Origin of the sequence: Corynebacterium sp. 212_CJEI (genome assembly GCF_001055915.1) — a bacterium.
GTDB lineage: Bacteria > Actinomycetota > Actinomycetes > Mycobacteriales > Mycobacteriaceae > Corynebacterium > Corynebacterium jeikeium_D.
In genome coordinates, this window is sequence record NZ_JVPT01000078.1 from 22,992 (window position 1) to 42,754 (window position 19,763).

Here is a 19,763-nt window from a genome sequence, read left to right on the forward strand (position 1 = left end):
TGGCTGGGGTAGGGGCCGGGCTAGTTTAGGTAGGTTAGGGGGAGCGCACTTAAAAACACCGTGGGAGAAAAGACTGCGGAAGAAGCCGGCCGCGCGTACGAGAGGAGCCCTGCGGAAAATGTCTAATGAACAGGCAGAAAACGCGGGGTGGGCTGTGCCGCCGCAGTCTCCAAAACAGCAGCCACAGCAGTCCCCACCTCAGGTGGTGCTGCCACCGCAGCAGAGCTGGCAGCCGACTGTCTCGGATTCGGCCATCACAGGTGCGACGCCGCGCTGGAAGGCCGATGAGATTGTTCGCAAGCGTGCGGACAGTGTCTTTCGATGGGCAATGAGCGGCGCTGGCGTATTCGCCGCATTTACCGTATTCATCTGGATGAGCATTCTGAGTCCAGGTCAGGATCTGGTGGTTTCCCTCCTCGGCGAACTGGGAGCATGGGCTTTCGGTCTCTGCGGAATGGTTTCCCTCATTGGGCTGGGTTTTTCGGTCTACAAGACCCTCCAGGTGCTGCGTGACCGCGCAACGTATGCCCGCCCACTGCTGTCGCGCACGGCAACGGATGTGCGCACGATGCACATGTGGCCAGTGCGCAACATCACGGGGCCCGTGGTCGCGTTGGCTGAAACAGGAGTCACTGCCGTAATGGGGCCAGGTCGCTTTATCTGGTATCTGGCCTGCGTTTTGTGGCCCCTTGCAACGGGTTGGTTTATCGCTGCCGACGTGTCCAGGACGTACTTCCAGGCCGGAATCATCACTGTTTTAGCTTGTGTGACAACTGCCCTTACGGCGCGGCTACTCCGCTACGTGTTGGCTCCCGAGGAAGTGCATCGCAACATTCCCGTTGGGGCAGGTCGCGAGCGCACCCAGCCCGGTTTTTGGTCCAAGGGCTTCATCCCCAGCGAAGCTACCGATGAACAGGGGGAGGCGGGCGCGTTGGCCGTCGACAAGCAGCTTTTCGAAGGAACGGCGAGCGAATTCGTCGACGATTTTTATAAGTAGCCCAGGCAGTCGCGAATTACGGACTGCGAATAGGTATTCTGTGGCCTTGTGGGAAAGAAATCTCGTAAGAAGAATAATCAGGCCCCGGAGGGCATGAGCCGCCGTCAGGCGAAGCTGGCAGCCCGCGCTGCTGAGCGTGCAGCGCTGCTGGGCAATCCGCGTCCGTTCAAGGACTTCGACGAAGAGGCTGACATCGTGGCTGTCCGCGAGTTCGCTCCGGCTGTGGTCATTCCGGTCACGGTCGCTGACGCCGAGCGCGACATCAAGCTCTGCACCGTGCTGCCAGGTGGCGTTGCTGCTCTGACGCGTGCCGCTGACCAGGGCAATGAGGCTTTCGTCGCGCTGCAGACGCAGGCGCGCACCAATGATGGCGCTGCGGATCTCTCCCGTGCGCTGGCATGGGCCCGTGACGCAGAGCCGGGCCAGCAGCTCTCCGCCGCCACTGACGGCGAGGCCGCACCGCTTACCGACGTCCTGACCGCCGTGGATCTCGACAACCTGGAGGTCCACCAGGACTTCGAGTGGTGGATTCCCAAGGGCATTGAACGCACCCCGATGATCGAGCAGAACCTGGCCGTGGCTAACGACGCGATTCTCCCGTCGTACCGCCTGGATGCGAAGGTCGCTGGCGCTGTGTGGTGGATTGATCCGGGCGAGCGCGCTCACATCCGCTGGGTGCGCCGTGAAGATGAGAAGCCACTGCTGGATGCCTTGGCACGCGTGCACGCTGCGGACAACCTTTCGCTGGGAGAGGGCACTAAGTTCGCTGGTGTCTTCCGCACCGATGGCCTGCTGGTGCCGGTCTGGGACCTGGATAACACCAAGCCGCACGACCACTGGATTGCTGCTGTGGAAGAGGCCGATAAGCGTATCGCTGAGGCGCTGGCCAGCGAAGAGCCGCTGACCGCCGAGGAGCGTAAGTCCCGTGAGACCATCGTGTCCCGTCAGGTGACCATTCGGAACTAGGCGTAGCTGGTTTAAAAACTAACGCGTGTGGCTCAGCAAAACGCTAAGTCACACGCGTTAGTTGTCTCGAAAGCTATCTGAAGCTGTTTTAGCTACCTTCTTGACTATCTCAGCTCCGCAAAAAGTGCTGGCGCTTCGATTTCGTCCCAGAGCAGCACATTGCCCGCATAACCGGTATCCATGGCGCCTGAGGTGGGCACGGTAAGGGAATCGGAACCGAAGAGCATGCGCAACATCAGCCAGGTCAGATGCCAGACATGGTCACCATCGCCGACGAACACGGCCTTAGTGCCAGCATTGGCCAGGCGAATCCAGCGGTAGGGGTTGAGCCATACCGCAGGTGATTTCAGGCGTCCCATCAGCGCGCTCATGAACTCACGCTGCCGCTCTACGCGGTCCAAGTCTCCCTGGGCGGTAGCACGCGTGCGCACGTAACCCAGGGCGCCCGCGCCGTCGAATTTCTGGCAACCGGCCTGGATATTCAGGCCCGCCAGCGGATCGTCGATGGCTTCTTCAGGGCACATCTCGATACCACCGACAGCATCGACGACACCGGCGAAACCGCCAAAGCCAATTTCGGCGTAGTGGTCGATGTGGATTCCAGTGTTTTTCTCTACGGTATCGATGAGCAACTGGGGGCCACCAAATGCGAATGCCGCATTGATCTTGTTCTTGTCATTGCCCGGGATATCCACGAAGGAGTCACGCGGGATACTGACCAACTTCGGCTTACCGAGCACCGGAATGTGGGCAATCATGATGGTGTCGGTGCGCTGGCCGAAATCACCACTGCCCGTCGACAGCTTGGCGGCATCTTCCTCTGACAAGCCCGTACGAGAGTCCGAACCGACAAGCAACCAGTTGGAGGACATCGTATTGGCAGGGCGATCTGCCAGACCGGAGAACGCATCGACCCTGGTCAGGCGGATGTCGACAAGTGCCATCGTGACGACAAGGAAGATGACGAGAAGCAGGATGATGGATTTAAAGCGCAAGCGTGGCAGTCGCAAGCGTGGCATGCGGAACCCAGACCTGACGCCGGCGCCGTCACGACTGCCACGGCGTCCACCACGGCCAGAACTCGCTGCTTGTGGGGCACTGTAGTAGTCCTGTGACGAGCCGCGCGAGGAAGATTGGAAATCCGCATCCGGATTATATCCGGGTGGGGGAAACCGCGGATCGCTGCCAGCGCGTCCGCTACCGGCCCGGTTCATTGGTGGACGGGACTCAATGCGCGTTTCGTTCAGTGGCGCCTGCCGACGTTCCGGTTGCGGCCTAGACCTGCGCGGAGGCATAGGCGCTGGGCGGGCTGCCCCTGCCCTAGATGGGCGGTCGGAACGGGGCGGGATGGGGCGTCGTGAAGCGCCACGCGAATCGGCCTCACGGGGGCCGGCATGCTTCGGCGACGCCTCGTCCACACGGCGGTAGATGGGGCGGCCATAGCGATCTTTAAGCGGCCTACCGTATCGGTCGCGGGCAATGCGCGAGTCGTCGAAGTTGCCTTCCATACCAATAAAGAATAGGCAACGACAGTGGACTAAGAGAACCGAGACAGCAATACAAGTCTTGGTAGCGCTGGCGTTACCCTGCATGCGACGTGCTGAAAGGGGTTGGGAACGAAGAAGAATATGCTGGAAATATGTCCGCAATGAACCAGAACAACGAACGTGCAGTCAACGACTCGGATGTTTACGTCAAGAGCCGGCATGGTGTCCCTAGGGATTTCTTCGCCTGTGAGGCGGCGGGGCTGGGTTGGCTGCGCGAGGGCGAATCTGACGGCGGTGCGCGCGTAGTGGAGGTGCTGGGCGTGAGCGGGCATGCGCTGAAATTGCGTCGAATTGAGTCGAAAGCGCCGACTCCACAGGCGGCGTACGATTTCGGAAAATCGTTGGCCATTACCCACAATCTGGGCGCCGTTGGCTGGGGTGCCGGCCCCGATGGGTGGGAGGGGCACGGTTACTTCGGTCCACTGGATCAGCCCCTGCAGATGGACCTGACTCCACGGGAGAGCTTCGGTGAATACTGGGCGAAAGGGCGTCTGCTGCCAGCGCTGGGAAAGTTGGAAAGCTCCTACAATAACCGTCAGCTAGATATCTTTGACCAGCTCATTGAGCGCCTCTTGGCTGGGGATTTCGACAACGAGCCAGATGCTGCGCGTGTCCACGGTGACCTGTGGTGGGGAAACCTTATGTGGGATGCAGACGGCGCGATCTTGATTGACCCCGCGGCGCACGGCGGAGCCCGCGAGGAAGATCTGGCACTGCTGGCGCTATTCGGGGCAACGCATTTCGACGAGATCTTGCGTGGCTACGAATCCGTACATCCGCTGCCGGATTTCGCCGAGAGCTGCGAACTCCATCAGCTCTACGCCGTGCTCATGCACGCGGTGCTATTTGGTGGCGGATACGCCGGACAGGCGGCGGCAATGGCGGCGAAGTACGTGCGCTAGTTGGCGTTAGCAGCCTCCAGCACGCTAGCCATCTCCAGTAGCTCTGCCTCGCCGCAGCGCACCGCACCGATGTTGACGCTGGTGGCGGGGAGCTTCGCATTGGGCGTGCTGCCGCTAGTGTCCGGCACAGCAATGGGCACGGACACGCTTGCCCACCCAGTCAGATTCCACAGCGACAACCACGGTGTCCACCGGGTTTGCTCGTCAAAGTCCTCCCACGGCGCCAACGCAGAGAAATGCCCAATACGCGGAGGATCAAACGCCAGCGTTGGCGTAATCACCGCATCGACTTCCCAACGCGACCGAATCGCGCCGGGCAGAGCCATCCGCTGCTGATGTGTCGCCGCCGCCTCTGCTGTGGAAATCTCCTGGCCACAGGCTCGAATCCACTGCACAATCTCGGAGTAGTCCGCGCGCGGCAATTTCGTGGCCATTCGCGTGATGGTCCGTCGAAAAATCTCGAACACGTCCGGACCTGCCGGATCGTAGGGGCTGGGCACTTCCACCACGTCGTACCCGGCGTCGGCAAGACGGTCAGCCGCCGCCCACGCACCGTTTGCCCAGCGCTTATCGACGTCCACCTCAGCATGAAAAGGGCTGACAGTGACACCGATGCGAAGGGGACGCTGGGGCCGTCGGAAAGCATGCGGGGTTGCGGAAAGTGGCACCCCGGCCAGCAGTGCTGCGTCATCAACTGTGCGAGTGAGGAAGGCGGGCGTGGAGAGATTTCCACCCGCAATATCGTGTGCTGGCTTCAACCCAACGAGGCCACAGCAGGCGGCGGGCACACGGATAGAACCGCCGCCGTCAGAGCCCAGAGCTGCGGGAACGACACCAGTTGCGACAGCCACCGCGCTGCCGCCCGAGGAACCGCCGGGAGTGCGTGGCGTGGTATCCGGCTGATTGGACAGCTGATTGGGCGTGGCGAAGTAGGGGTTTTCTGGGGCCGGGTAGCCAATCGGCTCGGTGTAGGCCGTCATCCCGACCTCGGAGGTGTGCGTTGTCGCCGTGAGGACCGCGCCGCGAGCCAGCAGTTTCGCCACGGGTTCCGAGGTTTCGGTGGCGGTGAAAGCCAAGTTGGTCGAGCCCATCGTGCATTCGACACCAGCGATGGTGAATAGGTCCTTGATTGCCACTGGCAGACCTAGGAGGTCACGCGGGAGTCCGTGGCTAGCGCGCCGGGCGGGTTCGGATTCGGCAGTGAGGCTGCGCGCGCGGTCGACAGCGTGCTCGGCCAAGGACGTGGCAATACCGAAACGGGCGGGATTGGTCGCGGCGTCGTCGGCAAGCGTGGCGAATTCCGAAACGATTTCCGATACCGAGATTGCGCCACTGCGCACGGCTTCAGTGAGGGCGCGGGCGGGCATCTCGGAAGAAGAGGTCATGCAATAAGTGTAGAAGCCCTCTACTCTGAGCTTATGACGACGGTTACTTATTTGGGTCCTGCGGGCACATTCACCGAGCAGGCGCTGTGGGACATGGCGCGTGCTGGCGAGATTGATCCGGCAGGGGAATCCGCGGTCAATGCGGTGCCGGTGGATAGCCCCGCGGCTGCGCTTGGAGCCGTGCGCCGAGGGGAAGCGGACTTTGCCTGCGTGGCTATCGAGAGCAGCGTGGACGGTCCCGTTACACCAACTTTTGATGCCCTCGCCGCTGGGCCAGAGCTGCAGGTTTTCCGCGAAACCGAGGTCGGGGTGGTGTTCTCTATCCTGGTCCGTCCCGGTACGACGGTGGAACAGGTGCGTACTTTTACGACACATCCCGTAGCGTATCCGCAGGTCAAACAGTGGGTGGACGCCAACCTTCCGGGCGTGGAAGTTCACCAGGCCAGCTCCAATGCGGCGGCGGCCCACCAGGTCGCCGAGGGCACCCGCGACGCTTGCGCTGCCCCGGCCCGCGCGGGTGAACTGCTCGGGTTGGAGGCGCTGGCTACTGAGGTCGCCGACGTGCGCGGTGCCCGCACCCGTTTCCTGCTGGTGGGGCGCCCCGGCGTGCCGACGCCGCGCACCGGCGCCGACCGCACCTCGGTCTCCTTCACGCTGCCGAACCAGCCCGGCACACTAATGCGTGCCATGAATGAGTTCGCAGTGCGACAGGTCAACCTCACCCGCATCGAGTCACGGCCGACACGCGAGCTTTTCGGCCTCTACCGCTTCTACATCGACTGCAACGGCCACGTTGATGATGCACAGGTTGCCGCGGCTCTCGCGGCACTGCACGAATACGCCGAAGATTTGCGCTATCTGGGATCTTGGCCAGTCGCTGAGGGCGGTCGGCGCAGCATTATGACCCCGCCACCGGATATTTCCCAGTCAATTGAGTGGGTCGACGCGCTTAAGGAAGGACGAAGGTAAAACATGACACCCGCCGCGCCCGAAAATCCAGTTGGACAGCTGCCTTTCCTCGATGACCGCCCAGACCGCCCTGAATCTGTCATGCCGGTTGATTCCCAGCGCATCATTTTCATCCGCCACGGGCAGACCACCGGCAACATCAACCGCCGTCTGGATACCGCATTGCCGGGCGCACCGCTCACCGACCTCGGTGTGAGGCAGGCGCGCAGTCTGGGACGTCTTTTGCTTCCCGACGTGCACAGAATCGGTGACATCGTCACATCCCATGCCCTGCGTGCCCGCCAGACTGGCGCAGGCGCGGTCGCAAGTCTGCACCACCTGGGAGAGACTTCTGTTCGCATCCGCCATGAGGGTGGCCTCCACGAGGTTCAGGCCGGTGACCTGGAGGGGCGCAATGATCGCGATGCGCACATGGAGTACATGCGCGCCTTCTACCAGTGGCTCAATGGGGAGCTGGAGTACCGCCTTCCCGGCGGTGAATCCGGTGCTGACGTGCTGAATCGCTACCTGCCGACGATACAGCAGCTGCTGGAGCAGACAGGAGCGACAGGTGGTGAATCCAAGGAGTCGAAGGAGGGCGGCAACAAGGATGTCGTCATTGTCAGCCACGGCGCGGCTATTCGTCTGATTGGGCAGTATCTGACCGGGGTGAATCCGGAATACGCACTGCGGCACCGCATTGCCAATACCGAGCGAATTGAGCTGGTTCCGAACGCAGCGGCCGTCGGCAAGCGTGCTGGCATTGAACCGCGCGCGTGGGATGTGCGTCGCTGGGGCGACAGCGAGTTGCCCTAGAAGGGAGCGAAACGGCGACCGTTACTGCTGACCGTTACTGCTGGCCTTCCTGAATCTCGCGGCGCTTCTGCGCTGCCAGGCGTAGGCGTTCCGTGCGACGCTTGGATTCCTCTTCGTTGATTTCGTTGAGGAGCTCTTCTTCGTCATCATTGATGTTCAAGGCGGCGCGCCCGATAAGGGCAACGGCCGCAGCGACGATGAAGCCGAGCCACGCGTTATCGATATTGGTGAAAAACATCAGAACGATAGTGACACATACGATAACGCCTGCAGCAGAATCAACAATGTTGAGCTGGCGGCCCTTTTTCATCAGGTTTTGCAGCTCTTGATCGACACTTTGATGCTGCGGATTAGCCGGGGTGCCCTGTGAACTCTCGGGGGATGTCTCAGCGGGCAGGTCTGCGAAGAGTGTTTGTAGTTGGGAGCGGGTTTTAGCGACTGCGGCAGCTTCGGCGCGCTTGGAGAATTCATCGACATCCAAGTAGCCGTCAGCGAAATGATTGCCGAGACGCTCCATGGCAGCGTTGCGCTCCCTATCGCCGACCCTGATTTCTGGCTTCTCGCTCGAGTTGTCGCTCATGATTATTAAGGTTACAAGGAAGAAAGCTGCCGTGAAGAAGCCGAGAGGAACGAGACCTCGCAGGGCGGGACACACTTATCCGTAGCCGAGACGGTCCAGATCTTCCTCCTCGAGGCCGAAATAATGCCCGATTTCATGCAGGAGAGTGACCCGAATCTGCTCCACCAGCTCCTCTTCGGTGTGGCTGATGCGGCAGAGCATGTCGCGATACAAGCTGATTTGGTCAGGCGGACCCCAGTGGTTGTTAGAACGCTCGGTCAGAGGTATCCCCTCGTAGAGTCCCAGCAGTGTGGGCTCGTCGAGGTTATACGGGTGAACCTGGATGATGACCTGATCGAGCTGATCGAGAAACTGCGTGGGAATGCGGTCGATGGCCTCATCGACAAGCGCATCGAACCGCTCAGGGCTAACGTCAACCATTTATGGTGCTGCCTCGCAATGTCCTGTTGTTCTACTGTCCTGCGGGAGCGACTGCGTTATCCACAGCGCCTGCTTCAGCACCAGTACTGTCGGCGCCGACCTCACCGACGTCACCTGTGCCAGCGCCAGCGTCACCCTGCTCCTCCCGCAGCGGATTGCGCGGTGGTGGAGCCACGGGCGGCTGGCCGTCGATAGTGAAGGACTCGTTAGCGTGGCCGTTGAGAGTGGAGAATCCGCCCTGGCCATTGTCCTTAATCAACCAGCAATTCACACTGCGCGAGCCAGCATTGAGCGACTCCTGCGACAGGGACGTCCAAAATGGCAACAGCGTTGAGTTATACAGCGGGTCGTCACCGCCGAGGTAATTCTGCGCGAGAGTCACACACTGTTCCGCGAGCACATCATTCTGCTCCTGGTCAGTGGGGACGTTGTCACCGAAATGGTCGCGGAGATTGACAATTCCCGTCGACTCCATCAGGTGATCTTCCACGCAAGGCACCTGGCGGATGGCGCCGCTTTCGTCCAACGTCACGCAGCGGCCGCCCTCGAACACGCGGGACTGGTCCTGCCCGGCCGCAGGACCGGACATGTGCGCCGTGTTGCCGTCTTCATCGACGACCTGGATACCGCACAGGAAGGTTCGATCACCCTTTTCCCACTGGCTAGGCGAAGGAATGATTGGCGCCGTGATAAATCGACCGTCCGGATCGTACTGGCCGCCCAGGTATTCAGTCACGGTGTTGCGACACACGCCATTTTGCAGAGCCACCAAATTGTCCGCTGTCGGGTAGTTGGCAGTTTTTGCGTATTGCCCCGGATGTTCCTCGTAGTCGGCGAGGTTCAGTTTCTTGGCGACCTCATAAGCGTGTGGCTGCTCACAGGGCACGACGCGGAAGTCAGAAACATTCAAATCTTCTGCCAGATTCCAGTCCAGACAGTTGCCCGCGGTTGCGCTGGTGAACGCCGTCGTCTCCTTGTCAACGATGGTCGTCGTTGTCGACGATGACGCGCTTGCCGACGAGCCCTTGCCCCCAAGTGGCCCACTCGGTGGCTCGATGACTCCCGCTTGCAGCGCGAATGCCATTCCCGCGGCGCCGACCAGCATTGCCGTCGACAAAGCGCGCATTCCCCAGCTTCCACGCGAGTTACGGGAAGCGTTGGCATCGTTGCTGGCTGCGGAGGATGCACCAGCGCTGGCATCTGCGCCAGTACCTGCACCGGAGTCAGTGTCTGTGGCGGCAGCGTGCTCGCGATTCTGGTTCATATTGTCATCAGCCATAGTGACCCCATTGTGCACCGCCAATGAGCCTGTGGACAAGGTAACGCTCTGTCCGAGTTTGCTCAATAACTTCAGGCACTACAATAGTCCGGTATTTGTTCGCTACCCGAGGACACGAGTCTTGACCTGGACTGCACTACTCAGCCTGCTGGGCGTCCACATTATTGGTATGGCCTCACCAGGGCCTGACGTCTTCTTAATCCTGCGCCTTGCCACCAAATCCCGAAAGCACGCCATCGCAGCGGTTGCGGGTATCAGTACTGGTGCCACTATCTGGATGACCCTCACAGTTTTTGGGTTCGCAGCTGTCATCACCGCCAATCCTTTGCTGATGGGCGTAATCCAGCTCGTCGGGGGCTGTTATCTCATTTACATGGGCATCAGCATGGCCAAGGCAGGCATCAATACCCTCCGCGAACTGCGCGCCGGTGCCGCACCAGCGCTGGGAAGCGAGGCGCTCCGGTCGCCGAAGGCGACATTCCGTCAGGGCTTTTTCACCAATATGTCGAACCCGAAGATTGTTCTCTTCCTCACGGCAGTGCTTTCACAGTTCATTCCCGCAGGCGCATCCGTGGGGACGCTTGTGCTTTGTACGTTGGTGCTAATCGTCTCCCAAATCGCTTTCTTCCTATTTATCGCAATCGTGGTGTCGACGGATGCCGTCGTCAAGCGAATGGTGCTGGCAGGGCCGTGGATTGACACTGTCGCCGGCGTGATCTTCCTCGTCCTCGGCGCGCTGCTGGTCGCCTCAGGAGCGGAAGCGGCACTCTAGCAAGCCTTGTGCCTGCTTGCCGACGTAAACCAGGTACTCTAGGGGACGTGATTGATCTCAAATTTCTCCGCGAAAACCCTGAAGTAGCCCGCGAGTCCCAGCGCACCCGTGGTGAGGACCCGGCATTGGTCGATCAGCTGCTGGAAGCTGACGCTAAGCGCCGTGAGGTTATTGCCTCCACCGACGCGCTGCGTTCAGAGCAGAAGGGCTTCGGTAAGAAGATTGGTCAGGCGTCGAAGGAAGAGCGCCCGGCCATGCTGGAGAAGGCCAAGGAGCTTTCCGACGCCGTGAAGGCAGCCGAAGCGGAGCAGAAGGAAGCCGAGGCTGAGGTCGAGCGCCTGCAGTACCTGATTGGCAACATCGTTACGGGTGCGCCCGCCGGCGGCGAAGATGACTTTGTCGTGCTGGAGGAAATCGGTGAGATTCCGCAGTTCGACTTTGAGCCTAAGGACCACCTGGACCTCGGTGAGTCGCTGGGTCTTATTGATATGGAGCGTGGCGTCAAGGTCTCCGGTTCCCGCTTCTACTTCCTGACCGGCTACGGTGCCATGCTGCAGCTGGCCATGATGAACCTGGCTGCTCAGAAGGCAACTCAGAATGGCTTCCAGCTGATGGTGCCGCCGGTGCTGGTTCGTCCGGAGACCATGTCGGGTACCGGCTTCCTCGGTGCGCACTCCGATGAGATCTACTACCTGCAGGAAGATGACCTCTACCTGGTCGGTACCTCGGAAGTCGCGCTGGCCGGCTACCACTCCAACGAGATTATTGACCTGTCGGAGGGGCCGCGTCGCTACGCTGGTTGGTCTTCCTGTTTCCGTCGTGAAGCGGGCTCTTACGGTAAGGACACCCGCGGTATCCTGCGCGTACACCAGTTCGACAAGCTGGAGATGTTCTCCTACTGTCCGCCGGAGCAGGCGGAGGCAGAGCACCAGAAGCTGCTGAACATGGAGCGCGAGATGCTGGCCGCGGTCGATGTTCCATACCGCATCATCGATGTTGCTGGTGGTGACCTGGGTGCATCGGCTGCCCGCAAGTTCGATACCGAGGCATGGGTGCCGACGCAGAACACCTACCGCGAGCTGACCTCGACTTCGAACTGCACGACTTTCCAGGCTCGTCGTTTGAAGACCCGCTACCGCGATGCCGATGGCAAGTCTCAGTACTGCGCCACCCTAAATGGCACGCTGGCCACGACGCGTTGGCTGGTCGCCATTCTGGAAAACCACCAGCAGGCCGATGGTTCTGTGGTGATTCCGGAGGCGCTGCGCCCGTTCATGATGGGCAAGGAAGTTCTCGAGCCGGTTAAGCGAGCCGGTTAAGCAGGTGCGGCCCCGCCCCAGTTCATCCGCGACTTCACGACACCTATGTCACCTCATGCCACCTCCACAGCTGGCACGAGGTGACATAGGTGTCGTGAAGTGGCTTTTTCGGGCGTGAGTCGTGTAATTGCGCTAAAAAATTAATTGGGGGATTGAGAAGGTAAAAACACCGGGAAGGTTGAGTGTAGAAACACAACCGAAAACACACCTGAACCAGGGGGATAGCCTCACTCGAGGTGGTAGAGGTTGTTTACAACATTCGGATTACAACAATCTTTCTGATGAGTCTTTCACCTGCTGATGTCTCCTGCACCGTGATCTAGGCCACCCCAGCTTTCTTCCACGTAGCCTTCAGCCCAGCGAAGAGAGGAAGGGCAAGGCATGCGGCCGAAGCTGCGACCGATGCCACGGCAACACCAGCTTGGACTAATGCCGGATTGGTCTTGGAGTTTTCTTCCGTGAGAATGCCGATCAGCTGAGATGGCGCAATTGTGCTTGCGAGCGCGCCTAGGGACGCAACGCGCAGCGCGTCTTCACGGTCATCTGCCTTGAGCAGCGAAGCAGCTGAAAATCCAGCTCCGACCGTAGAAACCACGAAGGGAAGAAGCAGAGTTTCCTTCGGTGCTGTCTTCTGAACTGCCTCGCCGTTTAGCTTCCATTTGGTGTGGACTTCTGCAGGCAACTGCTTCCAGGACATAGCCAGTGCGACTCCGTGCGCAACCGTCACGGCCGCGGGGAGAAGAGCGGTCGCCTGCAGTGTGCGAGCTGGAATTTCAGAGATAACCTCACCGTCAATATCGTCCGGTCGGACAATCCCCAGCTTGGTCGCTACTGCGGCCCAGTTGATAGACCAGCCAAAACCCAACAGGTGAGGTTGGAGGATCCGCGGGTCGTCCATGTTCCACAGGGAAGCGCGACCGCTTTTGGTAAATACCCGAAGCGGTTTGGAGAGGTACCTGCGCAAGGTGTTTGGTTCGCCAACTTGTTCGGCTACGCAATTTGCGTAGTCGGTCGCCGTTCCCAGCTCTTCGGTCAGGTCCGCGTGGACGTCGTTAAGCTCTTGCAGAAGACTCTCCTGCTCGGCGATGATCGCCTTGCGTTGTGCGTGCGATATGCCGATTTCGCGCAGTTTGTGGTCAATGGCAGTGAGGTAGGTGTTCATTGGGGCTCCTCGGAAAATAGTGCGGTCATGTCGGCGGATAGGTCGATGAAGTCCTGATGCAGTTGCGTGAGTGTTTGCTTTCCTTTGGCTGTCAGTGAGTAGTACTTGCGCGGCGGCCCTTTGGGGGATTCCTCCCAGCGATTGCTAATCAAGCCGTTGGTGGTCAGCCGCGAGAGTAGGGGGTAGACGGTTCCCGCGGGCGCGCTGAGGTGGGGGTAGGCGTTGAGCTTTGCGACGAGTGCCGCGCCATAGAGCTCTTCGCGAGAAATCAGCTTGAGAATGGCGAGCTCAAGTACCCCTTTCTTCAGTTGTGTCTGTGGACGTTTGGGCATAGCGTTGTGCTTTCTTTCCGGCGGTATGGAGGAATCTGCCCAGGCAGAATACTTTTCATACCTAGTACCTTGTAATACCAACTATACGCACAGTAGTTTGTATTGCCAAGTACTGCATGCTTTATACGGCGCGGAGAGGGCAGGGCAAAGAAAATGAGGGGCAATTGCCAGAAGGCAATCGCCCCTCATTCCACCGGGTTAGCTCTATGGAGAACTCGTAACTGCTAGGAAGCGGTTCGGTTCCTATTTAGCGTTCAATTAGATACGCGCATCAAGCCAGGCAATAGCCGTCGCAATGGCCTCGTGCTGTGCCGGCTCGTTGAAGGTCTCGTGGAACTGGCCTTCGAACTCGATCAGCTGCTTGTCGGTGGACGAGATGCCGTTGTACCAGTCGCGCGAGAAGAACGGCGGCACAATCTCATCCTGGCCGCCCATCATGACCAGGGTCGGCTCAACAAAGTCGACGGAGTTGGTGCCGTTGTAGGTGGCGGCAAAAGCCATCTGCTGAGCCATGCCGAGCGAGAGCTTGGAGTTGTTGTACGGATCAGTTTCGTACTCATCACGCACTGCCTGCGAAGAAGAGGTCTTCGAACCCAGCGGGTTGCCAAGCTGAATCAAGTCGCTGCCGGGTAGTGATGGCACGCGCATCTCGGTGCGGTTCGGCACTTCCTTGAGCATGCGAGTGTTGAATGTGGTCATGTCCTGGAATGGCAGGCGCTGGTAAATCGTCGGCTGCGCCTCGCGCTGGACATCGGTCATGGCCTCTGGGGTGATGGTTTCGCCCTCGTCCGTGCCACCGTAGGGGTTGAAAAGAGCGCCACCACCGTTGGCGACAATGCCATCGACACTGCCCGGGTACTTGATGCCGTGGAAGTCCACGGCAAGGCCGCCCATGGAGTGGCCGAGCAGGAAGGTCTTCGTGCTCGGGTTCTCCGCCTTGGCCTTTTCGACGAGCATGTGCAGGTCATCGACAAGCGAGTGGAAATCATCAATATGGCCACGGGCAACTGGGGTTCCTTCGACCTGGCCCGAGTGGCCGTGCCCACGGTGGTCAATGCGGTAAACGTTGTAGCCGGCGTTCAGCAGCTTGCCGGTTACCCACTCGTAGCGACCCAGGTGTTCTGCAGCGCCATGCACGACGACGACAGTGGCTTTGGCATTCGGGATGGTGTTGGACTTCCAGTAAATCTGGGTGCCCTTGCCATCCTGTGAGGTCATGTAGCCGTCGGTGACCGTAACGTGGCGTCCGTCAACCGTAGTGGTTGGTGCCGGGGTGGTGGGCAGCTCGACCATTGCAGTGGACTGCGGGTCGGGAGTTGGTTCCAGCGGGTTCTTGATGAAGTCCGTTGGGGCTGCTGATGCTGCCGGGGTGGCCAGGGCCAAAGTCAGGGCGGTGGTCACACTCGCAGTGAAAATTGATGCGCGACGCATGATTGCTCTTTTCTGTTTTCAATCGAGGAGTGGATGATAGTTATAATAATTTTATTATAACAAACAAGCCCTGAATTTATAATAAAAATAGCCCGGAAAACCGAATAGGTTTTCCGGGCTATTTTTCGGCTCTTACGAGGACTTATTCAGGCTTCGGTGCCTCCTCAGCATCCGTATCCTCGACCCAACCGTAGGTGCGTTCAACGGCACGGTTCCACTGGTGGAACAGGCGATCGCGCTCTTCGGCCTCCATCTTCGGACGCCACTTCTTGTCAATCGTGATGTGAGCCTTGACCTCATCCAGGTTCGACCAGAAGCCAATGCCAAGGCCCGCAGCGTATGCCGCACCAAGGGCCGTGGTTTCAATGTTGTTCGGGCGTGTGACAGCGACATTCAGGATGTCGGACTGGAACTGCATGAGGAACTCGTTCATGGTCATGCCACCATCAACGCTCAGCGTTGTGATGTCCGTGTCGGATTCTGCGACCATGGCGTCGAGGACCTCGCGGGTCTGGTACGCAGCAGCCTCCAGCACAGCACGGGCAATGTGGTTTCGGTTGACGAAACGGGTCAAACCGACGATGACGCCACGAGCGTCCGGCTGCCAACGAGGAGCAAAAAGACCGGAGAAGGCCGGCACGATGTACACGCCGCCGTTATCCTTGACGCTCTTTGCCTTGTTCTCAATGGATGCCGCATTCGGAATCATCTGCAGCTCGTCGCGCAACCACTGAACAAGTGCGCCGCCCATGGAGACGGAGCCCTCGAGCGCGTAGACCGGCTTCTCTCCCTCGACCTGGTAGCAGACGGTGGAGATGAGTCCGTGGTCAGACCACTTCGGCTTCTCACCAGTATTCATTAGCATGAACAGCCCAGTGCCGTAGGTGTTCTTGGTGTCGCCCTCGCCGAAGCAGCCCTGGCCGAACATGGCGGCCTGCTGGTCGCCGAGGATGCCAGTAATCGGTCGCTCCGCAAGAGAACCGCGGGCGCGGATACGGCCGAAGTCGCCTACCGACGGTCGGATGTCAGGCAGCATCGACATCGGAATGCCAATTTCACGGCAAATGTCCTCATCCCACTCGAGGGTCTTGAGGTCCATCAGGAGAGTACGGGAGGCGTTGGTGACGTCGGTTGCGTGAACTGCGTCTTCGCCGTTGTCGCCCTCTGCACCACCGGTGAGATTCCACAGCAGCCAAGTATCGATGGTGCCGAAGAGTAGATCGCCAGCCTCAGCCTTTTCGCGAGCTCCCTCGACGTTGTCGAGAATCCAGCGCACCTTCGGGCCAGCTGGGTAGGAGTTGATACGTAGGCCCGTGGTCTCACGCCAGCGGTCAGCGCCTTCATCCCCCATGAGTTCCTTGCAGATCTCATTCGTGCGGGTGTCCTGCCAGACGATGGCATTGTAGACCGGTTCACCAGTGTTCTTGTCCCAGACGACAGTGGTTTCACGCTGGTTGGTGATACCGATGGCATCAATATCCTGGGAAGCAATGTCGACATCGGCGAGAGCTTCGCTGACTACTCGACGAGTGTTGGTCCAAATCTCCTGAGCGTCGTGCTCGACCCAGCCCTCTTCCGGGAAAATCTGCTTGTGTTCCATCTGTGCAACAGTGACGATTTCTGCGTCATGGTTGAAGATGATGCAGCGGGTGGAAGTAGTTCCCTGGTCAATGGCGAGGACGTATTTGCTGTGCGTCATGGGGGATACTCCTAGCGAAATTGTGTGTAAATGTGAGTGTTCAGGCTTGCGATATTTTATTGTGCGATAGCTCTCATATTCCCGCTATCCGATGGCAAAGGCAAGAGCGCCTGCAGCCACGGCTGCCAGCATCGGTGCGACAATCGGAACCCATGCATAGGCCCAGTTCGCATCGCCCTTGCCCTTAATCGGGAGCACGAAAGCGTAGGCCAAACGCGGGCCGAGGTCGCGAACAGGGTTGATGGCGTATCCGGTCGGGGAACCAAGGGAAAGACCAATCGACACAATGATGAACGAGACACCGAAGTAGGTCAGCGGGCCAAGCTCGCCGCCGGCTGGGCCGAACAGGATGAATGCGAGCAGAACGAACGTCGCGATGAACTCGGTGACGGCATTCCAAAAGTTATTTGGGTGAACCGGCGCGGTGAAGAAGTTGCCGCCAGTTTCGGCATTCGCATTGGTTGGGTTGCCGTTGTCGTCGACACCATTGGCATCGAATAGCTGCTTAAACGCGGCCCATGCCAGGATTGCACCTACGAATGCGCCCAACAGCTGACCTGCGACATAGTAGGGGACCAGGCTCCAGGCCAGGCTGCCCTTGATTGCTAGGGCAACGGTTACCGCTGGGTTCAAGTGACCACCGGATACGTCGGCAATCGATGCGCCAGCGAAAACGGCCATACCCCAACCGAAGGCGATGCCCATCCAGCCAGCGTTTGCTGCGCGAGTAGTCCGGAGGTTGATAGAGGCACAGACTCCGTTACCGAGCAGAATTAGAATGGCGGTTCCGAAAAACTCCCAGAGGAATGCCTGGGATCCTGTGATTGTCTCCATGGGATGTGAAACTCTCTGTGCGTCGTGACCGAGAAAGGCCACGAGGAATCGTGCAACGTAAATTCTTTGGGTATAAGAAATGCCGGCGAGAACGGATTTTTCGCCGGCACTTTTATTTCGACCCCATCAGTCCCTTGAAGTGCGAAGCCGTTTTCCCAAGAGGGAAACCTATTTCGTTGTGGCTACAGCGTTGGTGGCCATTTGAGCACTAACTCGTACGGCCACCGGGGGAGGGGAGGGGCGAACTAGCGGTCGAGGCTGACGTCGACATCCGCGCGAGTTTCCACTGCATGAGCAGCAATCTCGTTAGCGGCCTTGTCAGTCAGCTCACGTTCAGCTGCCAGGGTTGCTTCGACACGCTCGATGAAGACCTTGATCTCCTTCTCCATCGTGTCCTTGTCCCAACCCAGAGCTGGGGCAACCAGTTCAGCGGTGGCCCGGGCGCTGTCGACACCGCGGTGTGCGTACTCCATGGAGACACGCAGGCGGCGCTCCAGGATGTCGTCGAGGTGCATTGCGCCTTCGTGAGTCACTGCGTAGAGAACCTCAGCGCGCATGTACTGTTCGGCAGCCTCTAGCGGCTCGAGCAGAGACTTATCCTCGGCTGCAGGAGCCAGCACTTCGTAGATGAGGGAGCCGTAACGGTTGAGCAGGTGCTCGACCTGCTTCTCGGTAATACCGAACTGCTTGGCCAGTGCTGGCTTTTGGTTGTTCAGTGCGTGGTAACCGTCAGCGCCGAGCAGCGGGACATCTGCAGTGACGGACTCCGGTACCTTGCGTGGGACGTCCTGGACTGCAGCGTCGATGGTGTCAGCACCGATGACGCGGTAGGTGGTGTACTTACCGCCTGCGACGGAAACCATGCCCGGGGCAACGTGGGCAACAGCGTGGTTGCGGGAGAGGTTGGTGGTGGAGTCGGAGTCGCCTTCCACCAGTGGACGCAGACCCGAGTAGACGCCGACGATGTCGTCGTAAGTAATTGGACGGCGAACCTTGGCGTTGACGTGATCGAGGATGTAGTCGATATCAGCGCGGGTAGCTGCCGGGTTGGCCAGGTTCATGGTCCAGTCGGTGTCGGTGGTACCGATAATCCAGTATTCACCCCACGGGATAACGAACAGGACGGACTTCTCAGTCACGAAGGTCATTGCCACCGAGCCCTCAAGAGCGGACTTCGGAATAACAATGTGGACACCCTTGGAGGTGTGGACGCGGAACTTGCCCGTGACGCCAGCCAGCTTCTCAATCTCATCGGACCAAATACCGGTGGCGTTGACGAAAACGCTGCCGCGGATGGTGGTGGTGGCGCCGGTGTCGGTGTCAAGGAGCTTCGCGCCGACGATGCGCTCGCCTTCCTTCACGAAGTCGACAACCTGAGTGGAGGTGCGGACGTCAGCGCCGAAGTGAGCAGCGGTGCGCAGGACAGTCATGGTGTGACGGGCATCGTCAACCAGGGTGTCGTAGTAGCGAACGCCGCCGACCACGGCATCTTCCTTCAGGCCCGGAGCCTGCTTCAGGGTGCCCTTGCGGGAGTAGTGCTTCTGCATCGGAACCTGCTTGGCGCCACCCATGACGTCGTAAAGGAAGAAGCCCGATGCCATGAACGGGCGCTCCCACACGCGGTGGGTCAGCGGGAAGACGAAGCGCAGTGGCTTAACCAGGTGCGGTGCTAGGTGCGACATGGACAGTTCGCGCTCGCGCAGGGATTCAGCTACCAGGCGGAAGTCCAACATCTGCAGGTAGCGCAGACCGCCGTGGAACATCTTGGAGGAGCGGCTGGAGGTGCCGCCTGCGAAGTCACGAGTTTCAATGACCGCAGTCTTCAAACCACGGGTTGCGGCATCGAGCGCAGCGCCAGCGCCTACAGAACCGCCGCCGATAATGACGACGTCGTATTGCTCGGTGCCGAATTTCTCCCAGGTCTTTTCATGCTGTTCCTTATTTAGAACTGCAGATGGGGCGAGAGATGAAGAGGACGACATTTTCCAATCCTTCCCGGTGGGGGCGTTGATTTTTCGTCGAAGAGAATTTCTCGGCTCACGGCTCAGGTTACCAAAAATCGGCTTACTTGTAAGCGGTAACTTACGGTTACGTAGATATAAACAATGGGTCAAAAAGCCAAGAAAGCCCGCCCCAAAATGTTGTCTGGTTTTCCGCAGGTAGATAGGTATGTTAATAGAGGTTTACTACTTTTAGAATGAATACCCACCGGCGGAGCCCACCCCATAACGGGGGTAGTAAAAGCGACTATGGGGTGTACCGGGACTGTATGACAGGTGCGCAGTACGCGCAAGGGGGATGTACCTGGTTTTACACATGGATATGGGCCTGTAACGACATTTATTCATGGCTCTCAGATACCAGTACATATCGC

The 19,763-nt window shown here is 59.4% G+C and carries 18 protein-coding genes; 7 read left to right on the plus strand and 11 right to left on the minus strand.

All coding sequences use genetic code 11. The features are described from left to right. The first annotated feature begins 118 nt into the window (after positions 1-118). Positions 119-997 (plus strand): hypothetical protein, encoded by an 879-nt coding sequence (locus tag ADB02_RS10165; RefSeq protein WP_049190927.1) that lies wholly within the window; start codon positions 119-121, stop codon positions 995-997. A gap of 48 nt (positions 998-1,045) precedes the next feature. After that, the gene (locus ADB02_RS10170; RefSeq protein WP_049190930.1) at positions 1,046-1,963 is read left to right on the plus strand and encodes a DUF5926 family protein; all 918 of its coding nucleotides are present in this window, start codon (positions 1,046-1,048) and stop codon (positions 1,961-1,963) included. A gap of 104 nt (positions 1,964-2,067) precedes the next feature. On the opposite strand, the gene ADB02_RS10175 is transcribed toward ADB02_RS10170, so the two are convergent. Further along, positions 2,068-3,555 carry an LCP family protein gene (locus tag ADB02_RS10175; RefSeq protein ID WP_049190931.1) on the minus strand — a complete coding sequence of 496 codons (1,488 nt, stop codon included), beginning with the start codon at positions 3,553-3,555 and terminating at the stop codon, positions 2,068-2,070. 47 nt (positions 3,556-3,602) lie between these two features. On the opposite strand from ADB02_RS10175, the gene ADB02_RS10180 reads away from it, so the two are divergent. After that, positions 3,603-4,412: a fructosamine kinase family protein gene (locus ADB02_RS10180; RefSeq protein ID WP_049190932.1), complete on the plus strand. Its 810-nt coding sequence runs from the start codon at positions 3,603-3,605 to the stop codon at positions 4,410-4,412. Here the strand turns inward: ADB02_RS10180 and ADB02_RS10185 are convergent. Further along, positions 4,409-5,797 carry an amidase gene (locus tag ADB02_RS10185; RefSeq protein ID WP_049190935.1) on the minus strand — a complete coding sequence of 463 codons (1,389 nt, stop codon included), beginning with the start codon at positions 5,795-5,797 and terminating at the stop codon, positions 4,409-4,411. The two genes, ADB02_RS10180 and ADB02_RS10185, sit on opposite strands and share 4 nt — an antisense overlap. Before the next feature lie 33 nt (positions 5,798-5,830). Between ADB02_RS10185 and pheA the strand changes: the two genes are divergently transcribed. Both pheA and ADB02_RS10195 read left to right on the plus strand, forming a co-directional pair. Continuing rightward, positions 5,831-6,766, plus strand: a complete 936-nt coding sequence (pheA, locus tag ADB02_RS10190) for a prephenate dehydratase (protein WP_049190938.1) — start codon at positions 5,831-5,833, stop codon at positions 6,764-6,766. 3 nt (positions 6,767-6,769) lie between these two features. Continuing rightward, positions 6,770-7,561 (plus strand): histidine phosphatase family protein, encoded by a 792-nt coding sequence (locus ADB02_RS10195; protein ID WP_049190940.1) that lies wholly within the window; start codon positions 6,770-6,772, stop codon positions 7,559-7,561. A gap of 34 nt (positions 7,562-7,595) precedes the next feature. On the opposite strand, the gene ADB02_RS10200 is transcribed toward ADB02_RS10195, so the two are convergent. From ADB02_RS10200 to ADB02_RS10210, 3 genes are all read right to left on the minus strand, one after another. Next, a complete protein-coding gene (locus tag ADB02_RS10200; protein WP_049190941.1) occupies positions 7,596-8,141 on the minus strand; it encodes a DUF1707 SHOCT-like domain-containing protein in 546 nt (181 codons plus the stop codon). Positions 8,142-8,216: 75 nt separating this feature from the next. Next, the gene (locus tag ADB02_RS10205; RefSeq protein ID WP_016421667.1) at positions 8,217-8,561 is read right to left on the minus strand and encodes a metallopeptidase family protein; all 345 of its coding nucleotides are present in this window, start codon (positions 8,559-8,561) and stop codon (positions 8,217-8,219) included. A gap of 31 nt (positions 8,562-8,592) precedes the next feature. Beyond that, positions 8,593-9,840 carry a septum formation family protein gene (locus ADB02_RS10210; RefSeq protein WP_241482467.1) on the minus strand — a complete coding sequence of 416 codons (1,248 nt, stop codon included), beginning with the start codon at positions 9,838-9,840 and terminating at the stop codon, positions 8,593-8,595. A 121-nt stretch (positions 9,841-9,961) separates the two neighbouring features. Here ADB02_RS10210 and ADB02_RS10215 point away from each other — a divergent pair, with 121 nt between their 5' ends. Continuing rightward, on the plus strand, positions 9,962-10,612 hold the full coding sequence (locus tag ADB02_RS10215; protein ID WP_049171671.1) for a LysE family translocator: 651 nt from the start codon (positions 9,962-9,964) through the stop codon (positions 10,610-10,612). Between the two features lie 47 nt (positions 10,613-10,659). Beyond that, positions 10,660-11,931 carry a serine--tRNA ligase gene (gene serS / locus ADB02_RS10220; protein WP_048731242.1) on the plus strand — a complete coding sequence of 424 codons (1,272 nt, stop codon included), beginning with the start codon at positions 10,660-10,662 and terminating at the stop codon, positions 11,929-11,931. Positions 11,932-12,250: 319 nt separating this feature from the next. Here the strand turns inward: serS and ADB02_RS10225 are convergent, their stop codons facing one another. The 6 genes from ADB02_RS10225 to ADB02_RS10250 all read right to left on the minus strand — a co-directional run bounded on the left by ADB02_RS10225 (position 12,251) and on the right by ADB02_RS10250 (position 19,371). Continuing rightward, positions 12,251-13,093: a DUF5808 domain-containing protein gene (locus ADB02_RS10225; protein ID WP_049190944.1), complete on the minus strand. Its 843-nt coding sequence runs from the start codon at positions 13,091-13,093 to the stop codon at positions 12,251-12,253. Further along, on the minus strand, positions 13,090-13,425 hold the full coding sequence (locus ADB02_RS10230; protein WP_049190945.1) for a PadR family transcriptional regulator: 336 nt from the start codon (positions 13,423-13,425) through the stop codon (positions 13,090-13,092). The genes ADB02_RS10225 and ADB02_RS10230 overlap by 4 nt, the downstream gene beginning before the upstream one ends. Before the next feature lie 258 nt (positions 13,426-13,683). Then, positions 13,684-14,856, minus strand: a complete 1,173-nt coding sequence (locus ADB02_RS10235; RefSeq protein WP_048732793.1) for an alpha/beta hydrolase — start codon at positions 14,854-14,856, stop codon at positions 13,684-13,686. A gap of 142 nt (positions 14,857-14,998) precedes the next feature. Then, positions 14,999-16,555, minus strand: a complete 1,557-nt coding sequence (gene glpK / locus ADB02_RS10240) for a glycerol kinase GlpK (RefSeq protein WP_048732791.1) — start codon at positions 16,553-16,555, stop codon at positions 14,999-15,001. Positions 16,556-16,639: 84 nt separating this feature from the next. Then, entirely contained in the window at positions 16,640-17,389 is a 750-nt protein-coding gene (locus ADB02_RS10245) for an MIP/aquaporin family protein (protein WP_193388755.1), read from the minus strand. 245 nt (positions 17,390-17,634) lie between these two features. Continuing rightward, complete coding sequence (locus tag ADB02_RS10250) at positions 17,635-19,371, minus strand: glycerol-3-phosphate dehydrogenase/oxidase (RefSeq protein ID WP_049190947.1); 1,737 nt, start codon at positions 19,369-19,371, stop codon at positions 17,635-17,637. Positions 19,372-19,763 lie beyond the last annotated feature (392 nt).